The organism is Halalkalibacterium halodurans, from assembly GCF_005671335.1.
Lineage (GTDB): Bacteria > Bacillota > Bacilli > Bacillales > Bacillaceae_D > Halalkalibacterium > Halalkalibacterium halodurans.
Map to the genome: position 1 here is coordinate 4,091,415 of NZ_CP040441.1, position 15,185 is coordinate 4,106,599.

General features: G+C 45.7%; 12 protein-coding genes. 7 read left to right on the forward strand and 5 right to left on the reverse strand.

All coding sequences use genetic code 11. From position 1 onward, the window contains the following. Window positions 1–10: 10 nt before the first annotated feature. From fabG to FED51_RS19915, 4 genes are all read right to left on the reverse strand, one after another. The gene (gene fabG / locus FED51_RS19900; protein WP_053430037.1) at window positions 11–751 is read right to left on the reverse strand and encodes a 3-oxoacyl-[acyl-carrier-protein] reductase; all 741 of its coding nucleotides are present in this window, start codon (window positions 749–751) and stop codon (window positions 11–13) included. Between the two features lie 25 nt (window positions 752–776). Beyond that, window positions 777–2,060: a GntP family permease gene (locus FED51_RS19905; protein ID WP_010900022.1), complete on the reverse strand. Its 1,284-nt coding sequence runs from the start codon at window positions 2,058–2,060 to the stop codon at window positions 777–779. A gap of 18 nt (window positions 2,061–2,078) precedes the next feature. Continuing rightward, complete coding sequence (locus FED51_RS19910) at window positions 2,079–3,656, reverse strand: acyl CoA:acetate/3-ketoacid CoA transferase (protein WP_138090978.1); 1,578 nt, start codon at window positions 3,654–3,656, stop codon at window positions 2,079–2,081. Window positions 3,657–3,954: 298 nt separating this feature from the next. Continuing rightward, a complete protein-coding gene (locus FED51_RS19915) occupies window positions 3,955–5,634 on the reverse strand; it encodes a sigma-54 interaction domain-containing protein (protein ID WP_083445430.1) in 1,680 nt (559 codons plus the stop codon). Window positions 5,635–6,072: 438 nt separating this feature from the next. On the opposite strand from FED51_RS19915, the gene FED51_RS19920 reads away from it, so the two are divergent. Next, window positions 6,073–7,032: a polysaccharide deacetylase family protein gene (locus FED51_RS19920; protein ID WP_053430039.1), complete on the forward strand. Its 960-nt coding sequence runs from the start codon at window positions 6,073–6,075 to the stop codon at window positions 7,030–7,032. 344 nt (window positions 7,033–7,376) lie between these two features. On the opposite strand, the gene FED51_RS19925 is transcribed toward FED51_RS19920, so the two are convergent. Continuing rightward, complete coding sequence (locus FED51_RS19925) at window positions 7,377–9,464, reverse strand: methyl-accepting chemotaxis protein (protein ID WP_010900028.1); 2,088 nt, start codon at window positions 9,462–9,464, stop codon at window positions 7,377–7,379. Window positions 9,465–9,757: 293 nt separating this feature from the next. Between FED51_RS19925 and FED51_RS19930 the strand changes: the two genes are divergently transcribed. The 6 genes from FED51_RS19930 (at window position 9,758) to bioC (ending at window position 15,097) form a co-directional block, all read left to right on the forward strand. Beyond that, window positions 9,758–11,185, forward strand: coding sequence for an alkaline phosphatase PhoX (locus FED51_RS19930; protein WP_053430040.1), 1,428 nt, complete (start codon window positions 9,758–9,760; stop codon window positions 11,183–11,185). 32 nt (window positions 11,186–11,217) lie between these two features. After that, on the forward strand, window positions 11,218–11,424 hold the full coding sequence (tatA, locus tag FED51_RS19935; RefSeq protein ID WP_053430041.1) for a twin-arginine translocase TatA/TatE family subunit: 207 nt from the start codon (window positions 11,218–11,220) through the stop codon (window positions 11,422–11,424). Window positions 11,425–11,503: 79 nt separating this feature from the next. After that, the gene (gene tatC / locus FED51_RS19940; RefSeq protein ID WP_053430042.1) at window positions 11,504–12,229 is read left to right on the forward strand and encodes a twin-arginine translocase subunit TatC; all 726 of its coding nucleotides are present in this window, start codon (window positions 11,504–11,506) and stop codon (window positions 12,227–12,229) included. 153 nt (window positions 12,230–12,382) lie between these two features. After that, window positions 12,383–13,570 (forward strand): 8-amino-7-oxononanoate synthase, encoded by a 1,188-nt coding sequence (gene bioF / locus FED51_RS19945; protein WP_053430043.1) that lies wholly within the window; start codon window positions 12,383–12,385, stop codon window positions 13,568–13,570. Next, on the forward strand, window positions 13,567–14,292 hold the full coding sequence (locus tag FED51_RS19950; protein ID WP_053430044.1) for an alpha/beta fold hydrolase: 726 nt from the start codon (window positions 13,567–13,569) through the stop codon (window positions 14,290–14,292). Before bioF ends, FED51_RS19950 begins: the two co-directional genes overlap by 4 nt. Continuing rightward, window positions 14,282–15,097 carry a malonyl-ACP O-methyltransferase BioC gene (gene bioC / locus FED51_RS19955; RefSeq protein ID WP_053430045.1) on the forward strand — a complete coding sequence of 272 codons (816 nt, stop codon included), beginning with the start codon at window positions 14,282–14,284 and terminating at the stop codon, window positions 15,095–15,097. The genes FED51_RS19950 and bioC overlap by 11 nt, the downstream gene beginning before the upstream one ends. Window positions 15,098–15,185 lie beyond the last annotated feature (88 nt).

A 15,185-nucleotide genomic window follows, 5' to 3' on the forward strand; every position in this document is an offset into this window, starting at 1 on the left:
TCCATTCAACCTATATAACGACACCGCCATCGATGGCCAAAATCGTTCCTGTAATAAACGACGCTTCATCGGATGCAAGAAAGGCATAGCCGTTCGCCACTTCCTCTACTGTGCCTAGTCGGTTGAGTACCGCTTTTTCTTCCATCACCTTTAATACTTTTTCTGGCATCTTTTCTGTCATCGGTGTGAGAATGAATCCTGGTGCCACAGCATTGACACGAATGTTATAACGGCCGAGCTCTTTCGCCCACGTTTTCGTCATCCCATTCACTCCCCATTTGGAAGCGGCATAATTCGTCTGGCCAAAGTTTCCGTAAGAGCCTACAACGGATGAGGCGTTTAAAATGACCCCTCGTTTCTGCTCTTTCATAATGGTCGTCACCTCTTGTGTAACAATAAACACCCCTTTTAAGTTAACATCGATCACATCGTCCCACTGAGCATCAGTCATGTTCGATAACTGGGCATCGGCTGTGATTCCCGCATTGTTCACGACCACATCTAGCGTCTCAAATCGCTCAATCACTTGATTTATAACGTTTTTCACATCCTTGCGTTGCGTAACATCAACGACCGATCCTAACGCCTCACCACCTCCGTCTTGAATTTCGGCCACCGTCTTTGCCACCTCTTCTTCCCGCACATCACAAACGATCACTTTTGCCCCTTCTCTAGCAAATTTTTTAGCCGTTGCTGCCCCTATCCCTCGGCCAGCTCCTGTAATCATTGCTACCTTTCCGTTAAGTCGCATATCCTATTCCTCCTTCAACAAAAAGCTAAATCAATCCGATCGTGCCTAATACAATCGCAAACGCTACGCTCACAATCGGGATCACGCATCCGACAACAAAAATATCTTTGTACGATTCTTTGTGTGAAAGCCCCGTAATGGCGAGAAGTGTAAGGACCGCCCCATTGTGTGGGAGTGTATCCAATCCACCAGATGCAATGGAGGCCACTCGGTGGAATGCTTCTGGACTCATCCCTGTCTCCATCGCTAGCTGCATGTAGCGATCGCCAAGAGCTTCAAGGGCAATCCCCATCCCTCCAGATGCCGAGCCAGTCGCCCCTGCTAATACGTTAATCGCCACTGCTTGCGAGATGAGCGGACTTCCTTGAATGCCGAGCAATAATTCCGTTAATCGTTCAAAACCAGGTACAGCACGTACAACTGAACCAAAACCGACTGCAGCACTTGTGTTAATAATCGCTAAAACAGAGCCGCCTGCCCCTTGGTTCATCGATTGAATAAATCCTTTTACCTTCCCGACATTTAAGAGCATGATGAGGACAATACCGGAAATTAAGGCAAGGACGATATCCCATTGTAGGAGATTGAGCGTCACAATGACGGAAACGAGAGGCAAGAAGGATAACCATGGATTCGGCACTTTCTCCCCTTCCTCTTCTTTTTCTCCATTTTTCGGTTCAGTAAAAAACTCCCCAGCCTCTTTCAGCTTTTTCTCTCGCCAAACAAGGTACGTATAGCCACCAATTCCCATAATTAAGGCAGCGATGACTCCCATCATTGGTGCTGCCATAGCGTTCGTTCCATAATAGCTTGTTGGAATTAAGTTTTGAATTTGCGGGGTTCCTGGAACGGCTGTCATCGTAAAGGTGAAGGCACCGAGAGCGATCGTTCCTGGAATCAGCCTTCTTGAAATATTGGCTTCACGAAACAGAGCTAGAGCCAGCGGATACATGGCAAACACAACGACAAACAAGCTAATCCCACCATAGGTGAGCACTGCACACCCAAGCATGACCCCTAGAATAGCTCGTTTCGTCCCGATGAGCTTCGTGATTGCTGAAGCCACGGAACGGGCGGCACCCGTATCCTCCATCAATTTTCCGAAAATCGCACCAAGCATAAATACCGGAAACCACTGTTTTGCAAAGTTCACAAACCCCTCCATGTACGTATCTGTGTACGCAGGTAACAGATCAAGTCCGCCGAACAAGGCAACAACCCCTGCAGCAATCGGAGCGACCCAAATAATCGACCAGCCTCGATAAGCAAGAACCATTAAGATCACAAGACCTAAAACAATACCGAGCATATTCTCTCCCCCTCCCGATTATTGAGCGACGAGTGCGCCTCCGCTTGCAAATGTAAGACCCATGGCCCCAAGCCTAAAAATACGTTGATCCATTGGCTTTAACGGGCTTGCGATGATCGGCTCAAACCCCATTTGATCTAAAATATCCTTTTGTACATCAATACCAGGAGCAATTTCTATAAGCGCGATACCATTTTCCGTCAATTCAAAAACCGCCCGTTCGGTAATGTAAAGAACCGTTTGTTTGCTTTCCGATGCGAATGGACCGCTAAATGTAATTTGCTCTACATCACGAACGAATTTTTGAACTCGTCCTTCTTGTTTTATGGAGAGAGTTCCATCCGTAATGTCCACCTCAAGCCCTCCAGCGGTAAATGTTCCACAAAAGACCACCTTCTTGGCATTTTGTGTGATGTTAATAAATCCACCAGCTCCAACGATTTTCGTACCAAACTTACTGACGTTCACGTTTCCGAAACGATCGAGCTGGGCTAGGCCAAGAAAAGCGACATCCAACCCTCCGCCATCATAAAAGTCAAACTGATACGGTTGATCAATAATCGCTTCTGGATTTGTGGCAGCTCCGAAGCTCAAACCCCCAGCAGGGATACCACCGATCGGACCTGATTCAACCGTAAGATGGATTTTAGCCCCTATTCCTTCCTCGTTGGCAATCATGGAAACACCCTCTGGCATGCCGATCCCTAAATTAGTTACGGCATAAGGCTTTAGTTCCATGGCGGAACGTCTGGCAATGATTTTTCGTTCATCCATTGGCAAGACGCCGAGCTCCTTGACGACTGCACGGATCTCACCGCTATACGCAGGGTTATATTGCTCGGAGAACGTTTGCATATGTTGCTCTGGGGTAGCGACGACAATCGCGTCTACAAGAATCCCAGGAACCTTGACAAGACGTGGATCAAGACTCCCTGTTTCCACGATTCGTTCCACTTGCACAATGACAATTCCTCCTGAATTTTTTGCAGCTTGCGCGATGGAGAGAATCTCAAGGGTTCCCGCTTCTTTTTCGAGGGTGACATTGCCCAGCTCATCAGCAAACGTACCACGAATCAATGCTACATGAATCGGAAACGTGTGATAGAAAAGATACTCTACGCCTTTTATTGTCATCACTTCCACAAGATCTTCCGTCGTAGCAGCGTTCAGCTTACCTCCTTGAATACGTGGGTCTACGAATGTTTTTAAACCGACTCGTGAAATCGTACCAGGCTTTCCCGCTGCAATATCACGGAAGAGATGAGAGATCACTCCTTGAGGGAAATTATAGGCTTTGATTTTATTAGCGATCGCCAGCTGTTGAAGCTTAGGCGCTAATCCCCAGTGGCCACCAATGACTCGCGAGACAAGCCCTTCATGACCTAAATGATTTAAGCCACGCATTTTCCCATCTCCTTGACCTGCCGCATAAACAACGGTTACGTCTCTCGGATGCCTCTCCTCGATAAACCGCTCCTCCACGGCCGCAGTTAATGCTTCCGGATGGCCATTCCCAACAAACCCACCGGTCGCAATCGTCGCTCCATCTGGAATCATCTGAATGGCGTCATAGGCTGACATGACTTTTGATTTCATCGTACTCCCCCTTACTTTTAATGCGCTTTCATAAATCCCCTTCACTTTTTTTCTTTGCAAGCTTCATGCCAAGTTTATCCCCCTTTTCCTTTCTAGGGTTTGTGCTACAAAGCTAGCTTTGAACGTAACCAATTGTAAGGATTTTCGAACAGCATCCATGGTCAAACATCATGTGTTCGGGTTTCCGAACACATTCTCCGAAAACAAGCGCACAAAATGTAAGGGATTTCATACAATCAATAACATAACGAAAAACCACACAGAAGAGAGCACTCTTTGCGTGGCCAAAAGTGAGCTGTTAGGACAGCCTATGCTTTTTCATTTTTTCGTAGAGAGACGTTCGACTAATTTGCAAAAGGTTCGCTGCCTTCGTCCGATTGTTATTTGTCACCCGTAGCGCATTTAAGATGGCTTCCTTCTCAGTCTCTTCCATTACTTGTTCTAATGGTCTTACACCTGACCTGAACTGTACCCCTGTTATTTTTTCTGGCAGGTGGCAACGTCTGATCATCTTTTCATTTTCTGCTACGTTCACCGCCCGTTCGATCACGTTTTCTAACTCACGAATGTTACCAGGCCACTCATATTGTTCAAGTGCAAGTATGGCCTCTGGATGAATGTCCCGAGCCACCATATTCATACGCTCGCGGTACTTCTCTAAAAAATAGCGGGCAAGTCGGGGAATGTCCCCCTTGCGATCCCGTAGCGAAGGAACGGTAATCGGCATAACGTTTAGCCGATAGTAGAGATCCAAACGAAATTCACCGGCTTGAACCATCTTCTCCAAGTCACGGTTTGTTGCGGCAATGACGCGCACATCCACTGACTTACCTGTGGATGACCCGATTTTTTCCACTTCCTTTTCCTGTAGCACACGCAAAAATTTCACCTGCATATGTAGCGGCAGTTCTCCGATTTCATCTAAAAAAATCGTTCCCCCATCTGCGGCCTCAAATTTCCCTTTCTTTCCTCCTTTTATCGCCCCAGTAAATGACCCTTCCTCATAGCCAAATAACTCCGACTCTAATAAATCCGCTGGAATTGCCGCACAGTTTACTTTCACAAAGGAGCCAAACGCTCGCCGGCTTTCGTTATGGATCGAATGGGCAAATAGCTCTTTACCGGTCCCACTCTCACCTAGAAGTAACACATTGGAGTCGCTCTTTGCTGCTTTTTTCGCTTCTTTTTTGGCTTGAACGAGCAACGGACTGCTTCCAATAATGTTACTGAATTGATAGGCGGCTTTGTTGAGCTCCTTCATTTCTCCCTTGTACCGTTTCAGTTCTTTTTCCATGGAATTCACTCGTTTATAAAGGGAATTGAAACCGCCTACATTTTTGAACAATACTTTACCTACAGCACCTGTCACTTGACCGTTTTTAATAATCGGAACCCTAGTGGCAATCATGTAGTCTCCGCGAATTTTTTGTAGCTCAGCCACTTCTGTTTTACCGCTTTTGGCAACAATGTGCATTCTCGTATTCTCAATTACTTCTGTTACGTGTTTGCCGATGGCCTCTTCTTGATTAACTCCTAGAAACGAGGCATAATCGGTAGATAACGCGGTAATATAACCTTCTCGATCAACCATCACAAGCCCATCGAAAGCAAATTCCATCATCGCTTCTAATAGCTCTACTTGATGGTAATTGACATGTAAAAACTCATCCGTCTCCCCTTCAAGAGTTAGTAAGTACAGATCAACCTCGTCACCCGATAGCATGATTTGATCTTTCCACACGAGCAACCGTTTTCCTTTTACTGTGATGTTTACTTTTGCTCCTGGCATAATTCGCTCAAGGAGAGTGGGGTCTAATAACTCTGTCACGTTACGTCCGATCACATGGAATGAAGTCATCGTTAGCAGCTTACGAACAGGCTCATTACAATACGTAACGACCCCATCAGCAACCACCATCACTCCAACTGGCAGCTGATCCAATACCTTTTCTAGCTTTAGATCCTTTGGTAATAGCACGACAAATGATCCCCTTCCAATCGATTACCCATTGATTCTTTTATGATAGCATGTTTCGTTTGAGTCGCGTTTTTTGAATGGAGAATAGAAAATAAGCAACAACCCAAAAGATCGATAGAATTCTTTTAAAGACATTTCCTTCGAACTTAGTGGCCAAAGCCACGATTCGAACAGGACTTCCAGTTAGAATTCATCTATTACCAAAAGGGAAATTCTCTTAACGTGTCAAACTACGTGGTTGATTCCGCATATTACCTATTTACGGAAATTCACTTTTCTTTTAAGATACTTAATAGAGTCATTCTAGTTAAGTGAAACGTCTTCGTTACAGAATTGTGTCATTTTAACTATTTTGTAACGATTTCTTCTTGCGTTTCCGCTATAGTAAGAGACAGAATGAAGTGACCGTTTAGCAGAAACGTAGAAGGGTGAAATCAAGTGGAGAGTCGGACAGAAACTAATCGTGCTAGAAGAAAAAAGAACAAACGAAAGCTCGCGGTTGTGATGTTGATCTTGCTAGTAGCTACGATTATTAGTTTTGATCGAATGATCACGAGAGAAGCAGCTTCAAGTGACCTCATTCCTGATGCAACTGCACAGGAACCGAAAGTAAAATCAGAGACAGCTCTTGCGGAACAAAAAGACAAAGAGCAAGAGTCAGCACAAACAGAGTCGACTGAGGAAGGGACTGACTCCAATGAAGTAAAGTCGAAGCCAAAGGAAAACGAGGAAGTACAGGGCTCTCCAACAGATGCTGAGCCTGAAAGCAACGCCGGAGAGCAGGACGGAACCAATGATAAGAAAATTGTGTACTTAACCTTTGATGATGGGCCAACACCTGCTACGAAGAAACTCTTAACCTTGTTGAATGAATACGAGATGAAAGCGACTTTTTTTACCCTGTCTCCGAAAGTGAAGCAATATCCTGATATTGCGAATCAAATCGTTGCCGATGGACATGCCATCGCCCTTCATGGGGTAACTCATCAGCGTGAGCGATTTTACGCCTCGGCGCAAAGTCCGTTAAACGAAATGGTAGAAAATCAACAAACAGTTGAATCTGTTACAGGCGTGAAAACAAATTTAATTCGCACTCCTTATGGGAGCTACCCGCATCTAACGACGGAGCAACGGAACATCTTAAAAGAGCATGGGTTTAAATTGTGGGATTGGAACGTGGACAGTTATGATTGGAAGCTTCGTAACGAGCGCTTCGTTGAAACGACCATTGAGCAGCTTGAAAACCAAGCACATGAAGCGTCCCACGTCATTTTGTTCCATGACACAGAAACAACAATTCGGCACATCGACAAACTACTAGACTACCTTGTAGAACAAGGATATGAGACTCGTCTTTTAACAGAGGATATGGAACCTATCCATTTCGGCACCTATTAAACGAGCCACGCTACCCTTTGAAGATTAAGGGTAGCGTTTTTTAGTAAGGGGAGCTTTTCTATCCTTCTTTCATAATGCGCTTAACGTTATTGAGCAACACGATTAAGAGACCGAAAATAAAAAAGACTGTCCCTTAATAAAGTCAAAATTAACCCCGTAGCGACCGGATCGAACCAACGGGGATAAAGGAATCACGGTAAGCTTGCGAACCGATCATGCTCGATCGTAGGGCACTCTCCAGAAGTACTCGTGGTTGGCGGGTTTGCGCTAGACATCGCTGATTATCCTTAAAAAAGGCTGTCTCTACGCCGTTTTTCTGACGTTGGAGACAGCCTTTTCGTCCTCTATAATTTAAATTTTGAAACCTCTTCGTTCAACTCTTCTGCCATGTGTGCTAAATTCGTAGAGCTATTTGTGATTTCTTCCACCGTTGCCGATTGCTCTTCAGCACCGGCAGCTACTTCTTCAGCCGAGGCAGCGGATTGTTCAATAATACTCGAAATTTCTTCGATCGACGAGAGCACCGTTTCGGCATGATTTAAGACTTGTGTTAAGACACTGTTCATGTCTTGACTTTGCTCCTTTGTCCCTTCCGTATGATGAACAATCTCACGCAATGAACGTCCGACCTCTTGAATATACTCCATCTGTCTTTGAACGGAGACTAAGTTTTGTTCAATCAGCTGAACGATTTCTTTCGTTTCTCCTTGAATGCCCCCTACGAGCTGCGTAATCTTATCAGCCGATTCTGCAGATTGGGCTGCTAGCTTCCGAACCTCTTCTGCTACTACAGCAAAGCCTTTGCCATGCTCCCCTGCTCGTGCAGCTTCAATCGCTGCATTCAACGCTAACAAGTTCGTTTGGTCGGCAATGCTGGAAATGTCGGTGACGATGCTGCCGATCTCCTCTGATCGTTCACCAAGGCTTTTTACAGATTCCACCGATGTTCTTACTTGTGCGTTCACTTCTTGTAAATGTTCAACCGTAGTCCTTGTCACCTGCTCTCCTTTAAGAGCGGATTGATTCGATTGGTTCGCTAACTCCAATGCGTGAATCGAGGCTTGTTGACCTTTTTGAGCTTCAAGAACCGTTGTCTTCATCCGTTCTAAAATGGAAGCGGCATGTTCCGATTGCCCGGTCGCCCCTTCAGCAATTTCGTTAATTGTGACAGCAATTTGATTGGACGTTTGTTTCGTTTCTTCCGCACTGGTCGCTAGCTCTTGTGAAGCTGCTGCCGCTTGTTCTGCATGCTTTAATACATTGTGAATCATAGCTGAGAGACTTTGCTTCATTGAGTTGAAGCTCCTCGCAATATCCCCTACCTCATCAGGACGCTGTAAATAAGCTTCCGGGATATCTTTTGTAAAATCCCCTTGAGCAAGATGATTGCCAACGTCAATTGTCGCTTTGATCGGCTTAATGATATTATTTGCGATCAATACAATGATAATCGTGATCAAAATTAAACCGGCTGATACAGCGCCAATTAAAAGAAACAGAAGATGTCTCGACTCTGCCATCACTTCCTTTTGTGGGACGATGACCATGACAGACCAAGGGGTGTCCGTCTGTCCTAGGCGTACAGGAGACATGTCATAGATAAGAGAATCTACAGTAAATGAGGCATCTTCACCTTGTTTTAACCGCTCCATGACTCGCTGCACCATCGAAGCTGGTAAGAGCGTTGATATGTCTCCTCCTACATTCTCTGCTTGAGGATGGGAAACGACCTGTCCTTCATTTGATATAAGGAGACCATAGCCCGTGTCGAAAAACGTATAGTCATTGATAAAATCTTGAATGTAATCTAATGAGAGATCGATTCCAACAACCCCAACAGTTTCCCCACTATCGATGACGGGCACAGCCACGGAAAGAAACATGATCAATTCCCCGTTCATTTCATACAAATAGGGCTCAAGCACAACTTCCTTTCCCGCTTCTTTTGGAACTAAATAATAATCCCCATCCCCCGGAACGTCATAATCACGGGACGGTTCACTTAACACTTGTCCATTATCCCCTCTATAAAAGTAAGGAATATATCGACCAGTAGCGTCATGTAAATCGGTCCCGGCAAACTCCTCATCTTTTCCATCGAATGCGTCAGGCTCCCAAATCGTCCAAGTTCCGATAAACGTTGGATTTTCACGAAGAACAGCGGTGAGCATGGCGTTTACTTCGTCTCTACTGGCCGTATCATTTTCCTTTAGACCTTGCAATCCGTGGGCTAGAGCTCTCGCACTGTCCAAAGCTAACTCTACCTCCAGCTGCACCTCCAAGGCGAGACGATCATTTTCAGACTCCATCAACTCACTCGTCATATGTACACTAATCTGGTTCGTCTTATACATACTGTAGGCGGAAACAGCCCCAAAAATAATAAAAACAGAACCCAAGATTAATACAAGCATTTTCGTTCGTAATGTCAATGGTTTTCCTCCCTTCCTATATCTTTTATCCTATCGAATCTTTAGGCGAAAAGATAGAACTGAAAGTTGGAAAATACCGCATATAACCAATCAAATCTGTGATTTTATGTAAAAATCTATAGGACCTACAGGTAAAGGATACTCAATTTTCTTAATCTTAATAATATTTATCTTCCTGTCATAAACTTCACACGATCATCATTCTCTGTTCATCGTTCATTAAAACTCATTTGATAGATTATCCATGACGGCTTCAATGTTTTCACTTCACTAAAAACGAAGGAGGAATATTGATGGGTAAAGGTGCGATGAATAGACGAGACTTTTTAAAAGTAGGCGGAATGAGTACACTCGCATTAACATTAGGCTCGACAGGACTTTTTTCTTTAGAAGGACAAGCAAAAAACTCTTCCAATCCAACGAGTGGGTTTGGGGGGTTCGGGCCTCTCGTAAAAGACCCGAACGGAATTCTCGATCTACCAAAGGGATTCAAATACAAAATCCTCTCAAGAACAGGAGACCGAATGACCAACGGTGACCTTGTCCCTTCCATGCACGATGGAATGGCGGCGTTCCAAGGGCCGAGAAACACGACGATTCTCGTTCGTAATCATGAAAATGGGACAAACGCCGACTATCCGGTCAACGGAAAAAATCCGTGGAGCAAGGGCGCCGCGGGAGGAACGACAGCACTCGTAGTCGGTCCAAATCGGGAAGTTATTCGTGAATATGTGACGAACTCTGGGAACATTCGAAATTGTGCCGGCGGTCCATCCACTTGGGGAACTTGGTTAACCTGTGAAGAAACACGGGACATGGGTCACGGCTTCGTGTTCGAAGTAAACCCTCATGAACCTGAAAATGAAATGTCGAAAACACCGATTCGGGACATGGGTTACTTTTCCCATGAAGCCTGTAATGTGGACCCCTCGACAGGAATCTGGTACTTAACTGAAGATAACAGCCCGAGCTTCTTTTATCGATTTACCCCTCACGATCGTAGCCAAACACTCGGTTCCTTACAAAAAGGTGGAATCTTAGAAGCGGCAGCAATTGATGAATTGCCTCACAACCAAGCGAGCAACTTTACGAGCGGCCAAAAAATCGGCATCGTTTGGAAAAAAGTGAACCCTGAGCGCGCAAAGGAAGATGCTCGTGATCTAGGCTGCATTCGATTTAGTCGTTTAGAGGGATCTTGGTTCGCAGGCGGTGCTTTCTGGTTCGATGATACCAATGCAGGTGAAAATAAATTAGGGCGCATTTATCGCTATTTCCCAGCAACGAATACGTTAGAGCTATTCTATGAATCTTCTGATCATAACGATTTAGAAATGCCAGATAATATTACGATTACGCCATGGGGCGATCTTTGGATTGCAGAGGACGGCAACATTGGCCGTGATCGGATGATTGGTTTGACGCCTGAAGGAAATGTGTATACGTTTGCTGAGAACAGGCTGAACAACTCAGAGTTTGCCGGACCTGCATTCTCACCTGATGGAAAAACGTTCTACCTCAACATGCAAACACCTGGCATTACCTTTGCGATTTGGGGGCCGTTCGCACGAAGAAATGCAGCGCGTCAAGTGGCCATGAGCCATGCTGCCCCACCACCTGGATATGGACCACAAGTATCCGATAAGTTGGCGGACTATGCAGAAAGGCATGGAATGTCTCCGTTAGCCGCAGCGGCATTGGAGCGCCACGGCTTCATCGTGTAATCGGTTTTCAATCTGAATTGGAGGGATCTATATTGTTTCAGAACATCGGTATCCCAGGATTAATTCTTATTTTGGTCATCGCTCTCATCATTTTCGGGCCATCCAAACTTCCGGAAATCGGACGAGCGTTCGGAACAACCCTTAAAGAATTTAAGCGGGCCACATCCGACCTCGTGAGCGGAGATAGCTCTTCCCGCGAAGGAACAAAGGAATCAAAAGAGACAAAGCTAGAACCATAACTTTTTGCACACACATTCGATCACGATGGGAAGATGTAGACATCTGTCTGCATCTTTTCCCTTAAGAGGAGCTGATTCGATGGATAAACAAGAACGACCATTTATCGATCATTTAGCCGAACTGCGGAAACGAATCATTGTCACCATGCTAACCTTTATAGTCGCTCTGATTAGCACCCTTATCTTTGTTAAAGACGTTTATCTTTATCTAGTGAAGGATCTAGACGGCAAATTAGCCCTCCTTGGTCCTGGCGACATCTTGTGGGTCTATATGACAATTGCGGCGGTATTGGCTACCGCGGCGACGATTCCCATTGCGGCCTATCAAGTGTGGAAGTTTGTCCAACCTGGATTAACAAAGGGAGAACGGCAAGCGACATTAATCTTCATCCCAGGGCTATTCTTCTTTTTTATTGCCGGCATTGCGTTTGGCTATTTTGTTCTTTTCCCTCTCGTTCTTACGTTTTTATCAAATTTAGCCGGCGACCAATTCGAAACTATGTTTACGGCAGAGAAGTATTTTCAATTCATGCTCCATCTCACGTTGCCATTTGGCTTTTTGTTTGAAATGCCAGCAGTGATTATGTTCCTTACAAAGCTAGGCGTACTCACCCCTGAAAAACTATCGAAAGGAAGAAAGTATGCCTATTTTCTTTTAATCATCCTCTCCGTCGTCATCACACCACCTGACTTTTTATCTGATGTGCTCGTCATCGTTCCTTTGTTTATCCTCTATGAAATTAGTGTCTCTCTTAGTAAATTGATCTACCGAAAAAAAGAGTCGAGCGAATTATCGGTGGCTTGACGATGAAAGATCCCTTATAACAGGGGTCTTTTCTTTCACATGAAGAAGCTCTTAAATTGACCACTTGATTTGCTAGACGATCCGCTATTATGTTAACCTTTAATTAAAAATAGTTAACAATAGAGACTTCCCCACGGATTGGAGGAACATAAGTTGAATACGGATTGGTTACATACGTTAGAGGAAAAGCTCACGAGATTAAAAGAGCGGGGCTCGTTTCGCCAACTTGTGCCAACATCCGAGGCAGCACTCCCTTGGTTAACACGAGAGAACAGCAGGCTCCTTAATTTGGCGTCCAATAATTATTTAGGAATTGCCGGTTCAAACGAATTCATCGAAAGAACCGAACAACTCGCTTCAGCTTGTGCTATCGGCTCGACTGCTTCCCGTTTCATTATCGGCAACCACCCTCTTTATGAGGAAGCCGAATACGAATTGTCAAAGTGGAAAAAAACTGAAGCTGCTCTGATTTTTGGTAGTGGTTATATGGCGAATGTCGGTATTATTTCCTCGATTGTAGGGCGCGGGGATGCCGTATTTAGTGATAAGTTAAACCATGCCTCCATTGTTGATGGCTGTCAGCTGAGCAGGGCCGACCATCTTCGCTTCCGGCATAACGATATGGATCACCTTGAAACCCTGCTACAAAAGTCACCCCATAAACAGAAGCTTATCGTTGTAGACGCCCTCTTTAGCATGGACGGCGACCACGCAAACCTTCATGATCTTGTCACACTAAAAGAGCGATACGGAGCCATTTTAATGGTTGATGAAGCTCACAGTGGCGGTGTGTACGGGGCAACAGGCGGCGGACTTGTGGAGGAGCTGGGCTTAAACGATCGCGTGGACATTCAAATGGGAACGTTTAGTAAGGCTCTAGGTAGCTATGGTGGATACGTTGCTGGGGCTAAACCGTTCATCGAGTATCTTCTCAACCATGCACGCAGCCTTATTTTTACGACGGCCCTCCCCCCTTACATCGTCGCATCCCATCTAGCAGCTTTGCAAATCGTTCAGGAGCAGCCGTGGAGGCGGGAAAAAGTTCAGGTGCTGGGAGAGCGCCTACGCAACGGACTTGAGCAGCTTGGATTCTCGTTATGCGGTAGTGAATCCTATATCGTGCCTGTCCTCATTGGCGACAACCATGACCTCCTCCTTGTGAGTGAATCGTTACAAGCAGCAGGAATAGCAGCGATTCCGGTGCGGCCCCCTACCGTTCCTCGCGGTGAAGGTCGCATTCGCTTAACAGTGACCGCCTCCCACACGGAGGAAGATATTGACTGGGCGATTGAACAGTTTCAGAGATTGCCACTCGTAGGACGAAGGGAGTTAACACCATGAATGTATTATGGATACCGGGTTGGAGCATTCCGTTCGATCGTTGGAAGGAGCTTTGTCGTCCTTTTCAAAAAGCTGAGCTTGAGGAAATGTTCATCGATTTTCGTGCATGCCAGAGGCGCGAAGACTTTCTGCAGCTCGTTCTCGATACAATCGATGGTCACCAAGGAGAGTGGATTTTAGCTGGTTGGTCGATGGGGAGCATGATGGCCGTCGAAGCGGCTACCCTGAGAAAAGCGCGGGTAAAAGGATTGTTTCTCCTTTCAAGTGCATTGCAGTTTTCTCAATCAGATCATCACCCCGGCGGAATCCCGTTAGCGGTTATTCGCCACATGTCGCGTCAACTTAAACGGAATCGGACCGAGACGTTGACGTCCTTTTACGAGCAAATGTTTTCGGATTCGGAAAAATCGCTAGGGCTCGATCAGGCTTTTTTACAAACACTAGAGGCTGGCGACCCTTTCTATCATTGGCAGAATGAAAGTTTAATAGCTGGACTCGACTACTTAGCAAATGTCCAATTGCTTCAGGGTTGGCCTACCGTTTCAGTGCCGATCACATGGATTCATGGGAGTGATGATACGATCTGTCCTTCTCCTGCTTCCGGGTTATTTTCGCCATCGAAGCGGCTCATCATCGTTGAGGGGGCAGGACATGTTCCCTTCTATACTCAAGATTCCGTTGTCATCAGCGCATGGGAGGAGTTGCTAGGTAATGTTTATTGATAAACAAACGGTCGAGCGTCATTTTAGTAAAAGCGCTCACCTCTATGATGGCGTGAATCACGTTCAGCGCAAAATGGCTCATCGGCTCGTACAGCTTTTAGACGAAAAGCGACGCGATGCAAAAGACGAGCCCCGTGCAATTCTTGACATCGGCTGTGGCACCGGCTGGTTAACACGTGAATGCTTAAAATCCTTTCCTCAGGCAACGATCGATGCGGTCGACCTTTCGAAGCAAATGCTCGAGGTAGCAGAGAAAAACGTCTCCTTTCATCCAAACGTCCAGTTCATCCAAGGGGACATTGAGAAGATGGTACGAGAAAAGCCTTCAGCTAAGACGTATGATGTTATCGTCGCTAACGCCGTTTTCCAATGGTTAGATAAACCGACCGAGACGGTGGCGCAACTTCGTTCTTGGCTAAAACCAACTGGCCTCCTCCTATTTTCTACCTTCGGACCTGATACGTTTTATGAACTCCACGATTCGTTCCTGCTTGCAGCTAAACAGCTCGGAATCATCGACGAACGACGGGGGCTCGATTATCTCTCAAAAAGCGAATGGAAACGCACATTGGAGAGACTTTTTGCCGAGTTGACCATCCACGAGGAAAAAGCAATTGAATCCTATTCAACGGTTGAACAATTTTTGCACACGGTTAAGAAAATGGGCGCGACCTATTCCCAATCCTCCCGCCCTTTATCGAAACGGTACTATCAACTCATGAAGGAGATCTACGAACAGCGCTATCGAACAGAGGACAGTATCCCTGCCACGTACGATTGCCTTTATGTGTTGTGCCAAGCCTAAGTGCAAAGGAGTCCTCCTCAGTCAAACGAGGAAGACTCCTTTTTTAATGGCTCTACAATAAATGTTGGGGTTTTTGCACAAAAGAGGG

What these genes read in the sequence shown, in the direction of transcription:
- fabG (WP_053430037.1), bottom strand. Translation starts at nt 751, where the DNA reads ATGCGACTTAACGGAAAGGTAGCAATGATTACAGGAGCTGGCCGAGGG.
- FED51_RS19950 (WP_053430044.1), top strand. Translation starts at nt 13,567, where the DNA reads ATGAATGTATTATGGATACCGGGTTGGAGCATTCCGTTCGATCGTTGG.
- FED51_RS19930 (WP_053430040.1), top strand. Translation starts at nt 9,758, where the DNA reads ATGGGTAAAGGTGCGATGAATAGACGAGACTTTTTAAAAGTAGGCGGA.
- FED51_RS19910 (WP_138090978.1), bottom strand. Translation starts at nt 3,656, where the DNA reads ATGAAATCAAAAGTCATGTCAGCCTATGACGCCATTCAGATGATTCCA.
- FED51_RS19905 (WP_010900022.1), bottom strand. Translation starts at nt 2,060, where the DNA reads ATGCTCGGTATTGTTTTAGGTCTTGTGATCTTAATGGTTCTTGCTTAT.
- bioC (WP_053430045.1), top strand. Translation starts at nt 14,282, where the DNA reads ATGTTTATTGATAAACAAACGGTCGAGCGTCATTTTAGTAAAAGCGCT.
- tatC (WP_053430042.1), top strand. Translation starts at nt 11,504, where the DNA reads ATGGATAAACAAGAACGACCATTTATCGATCATTTAGCCGAACTGCGG.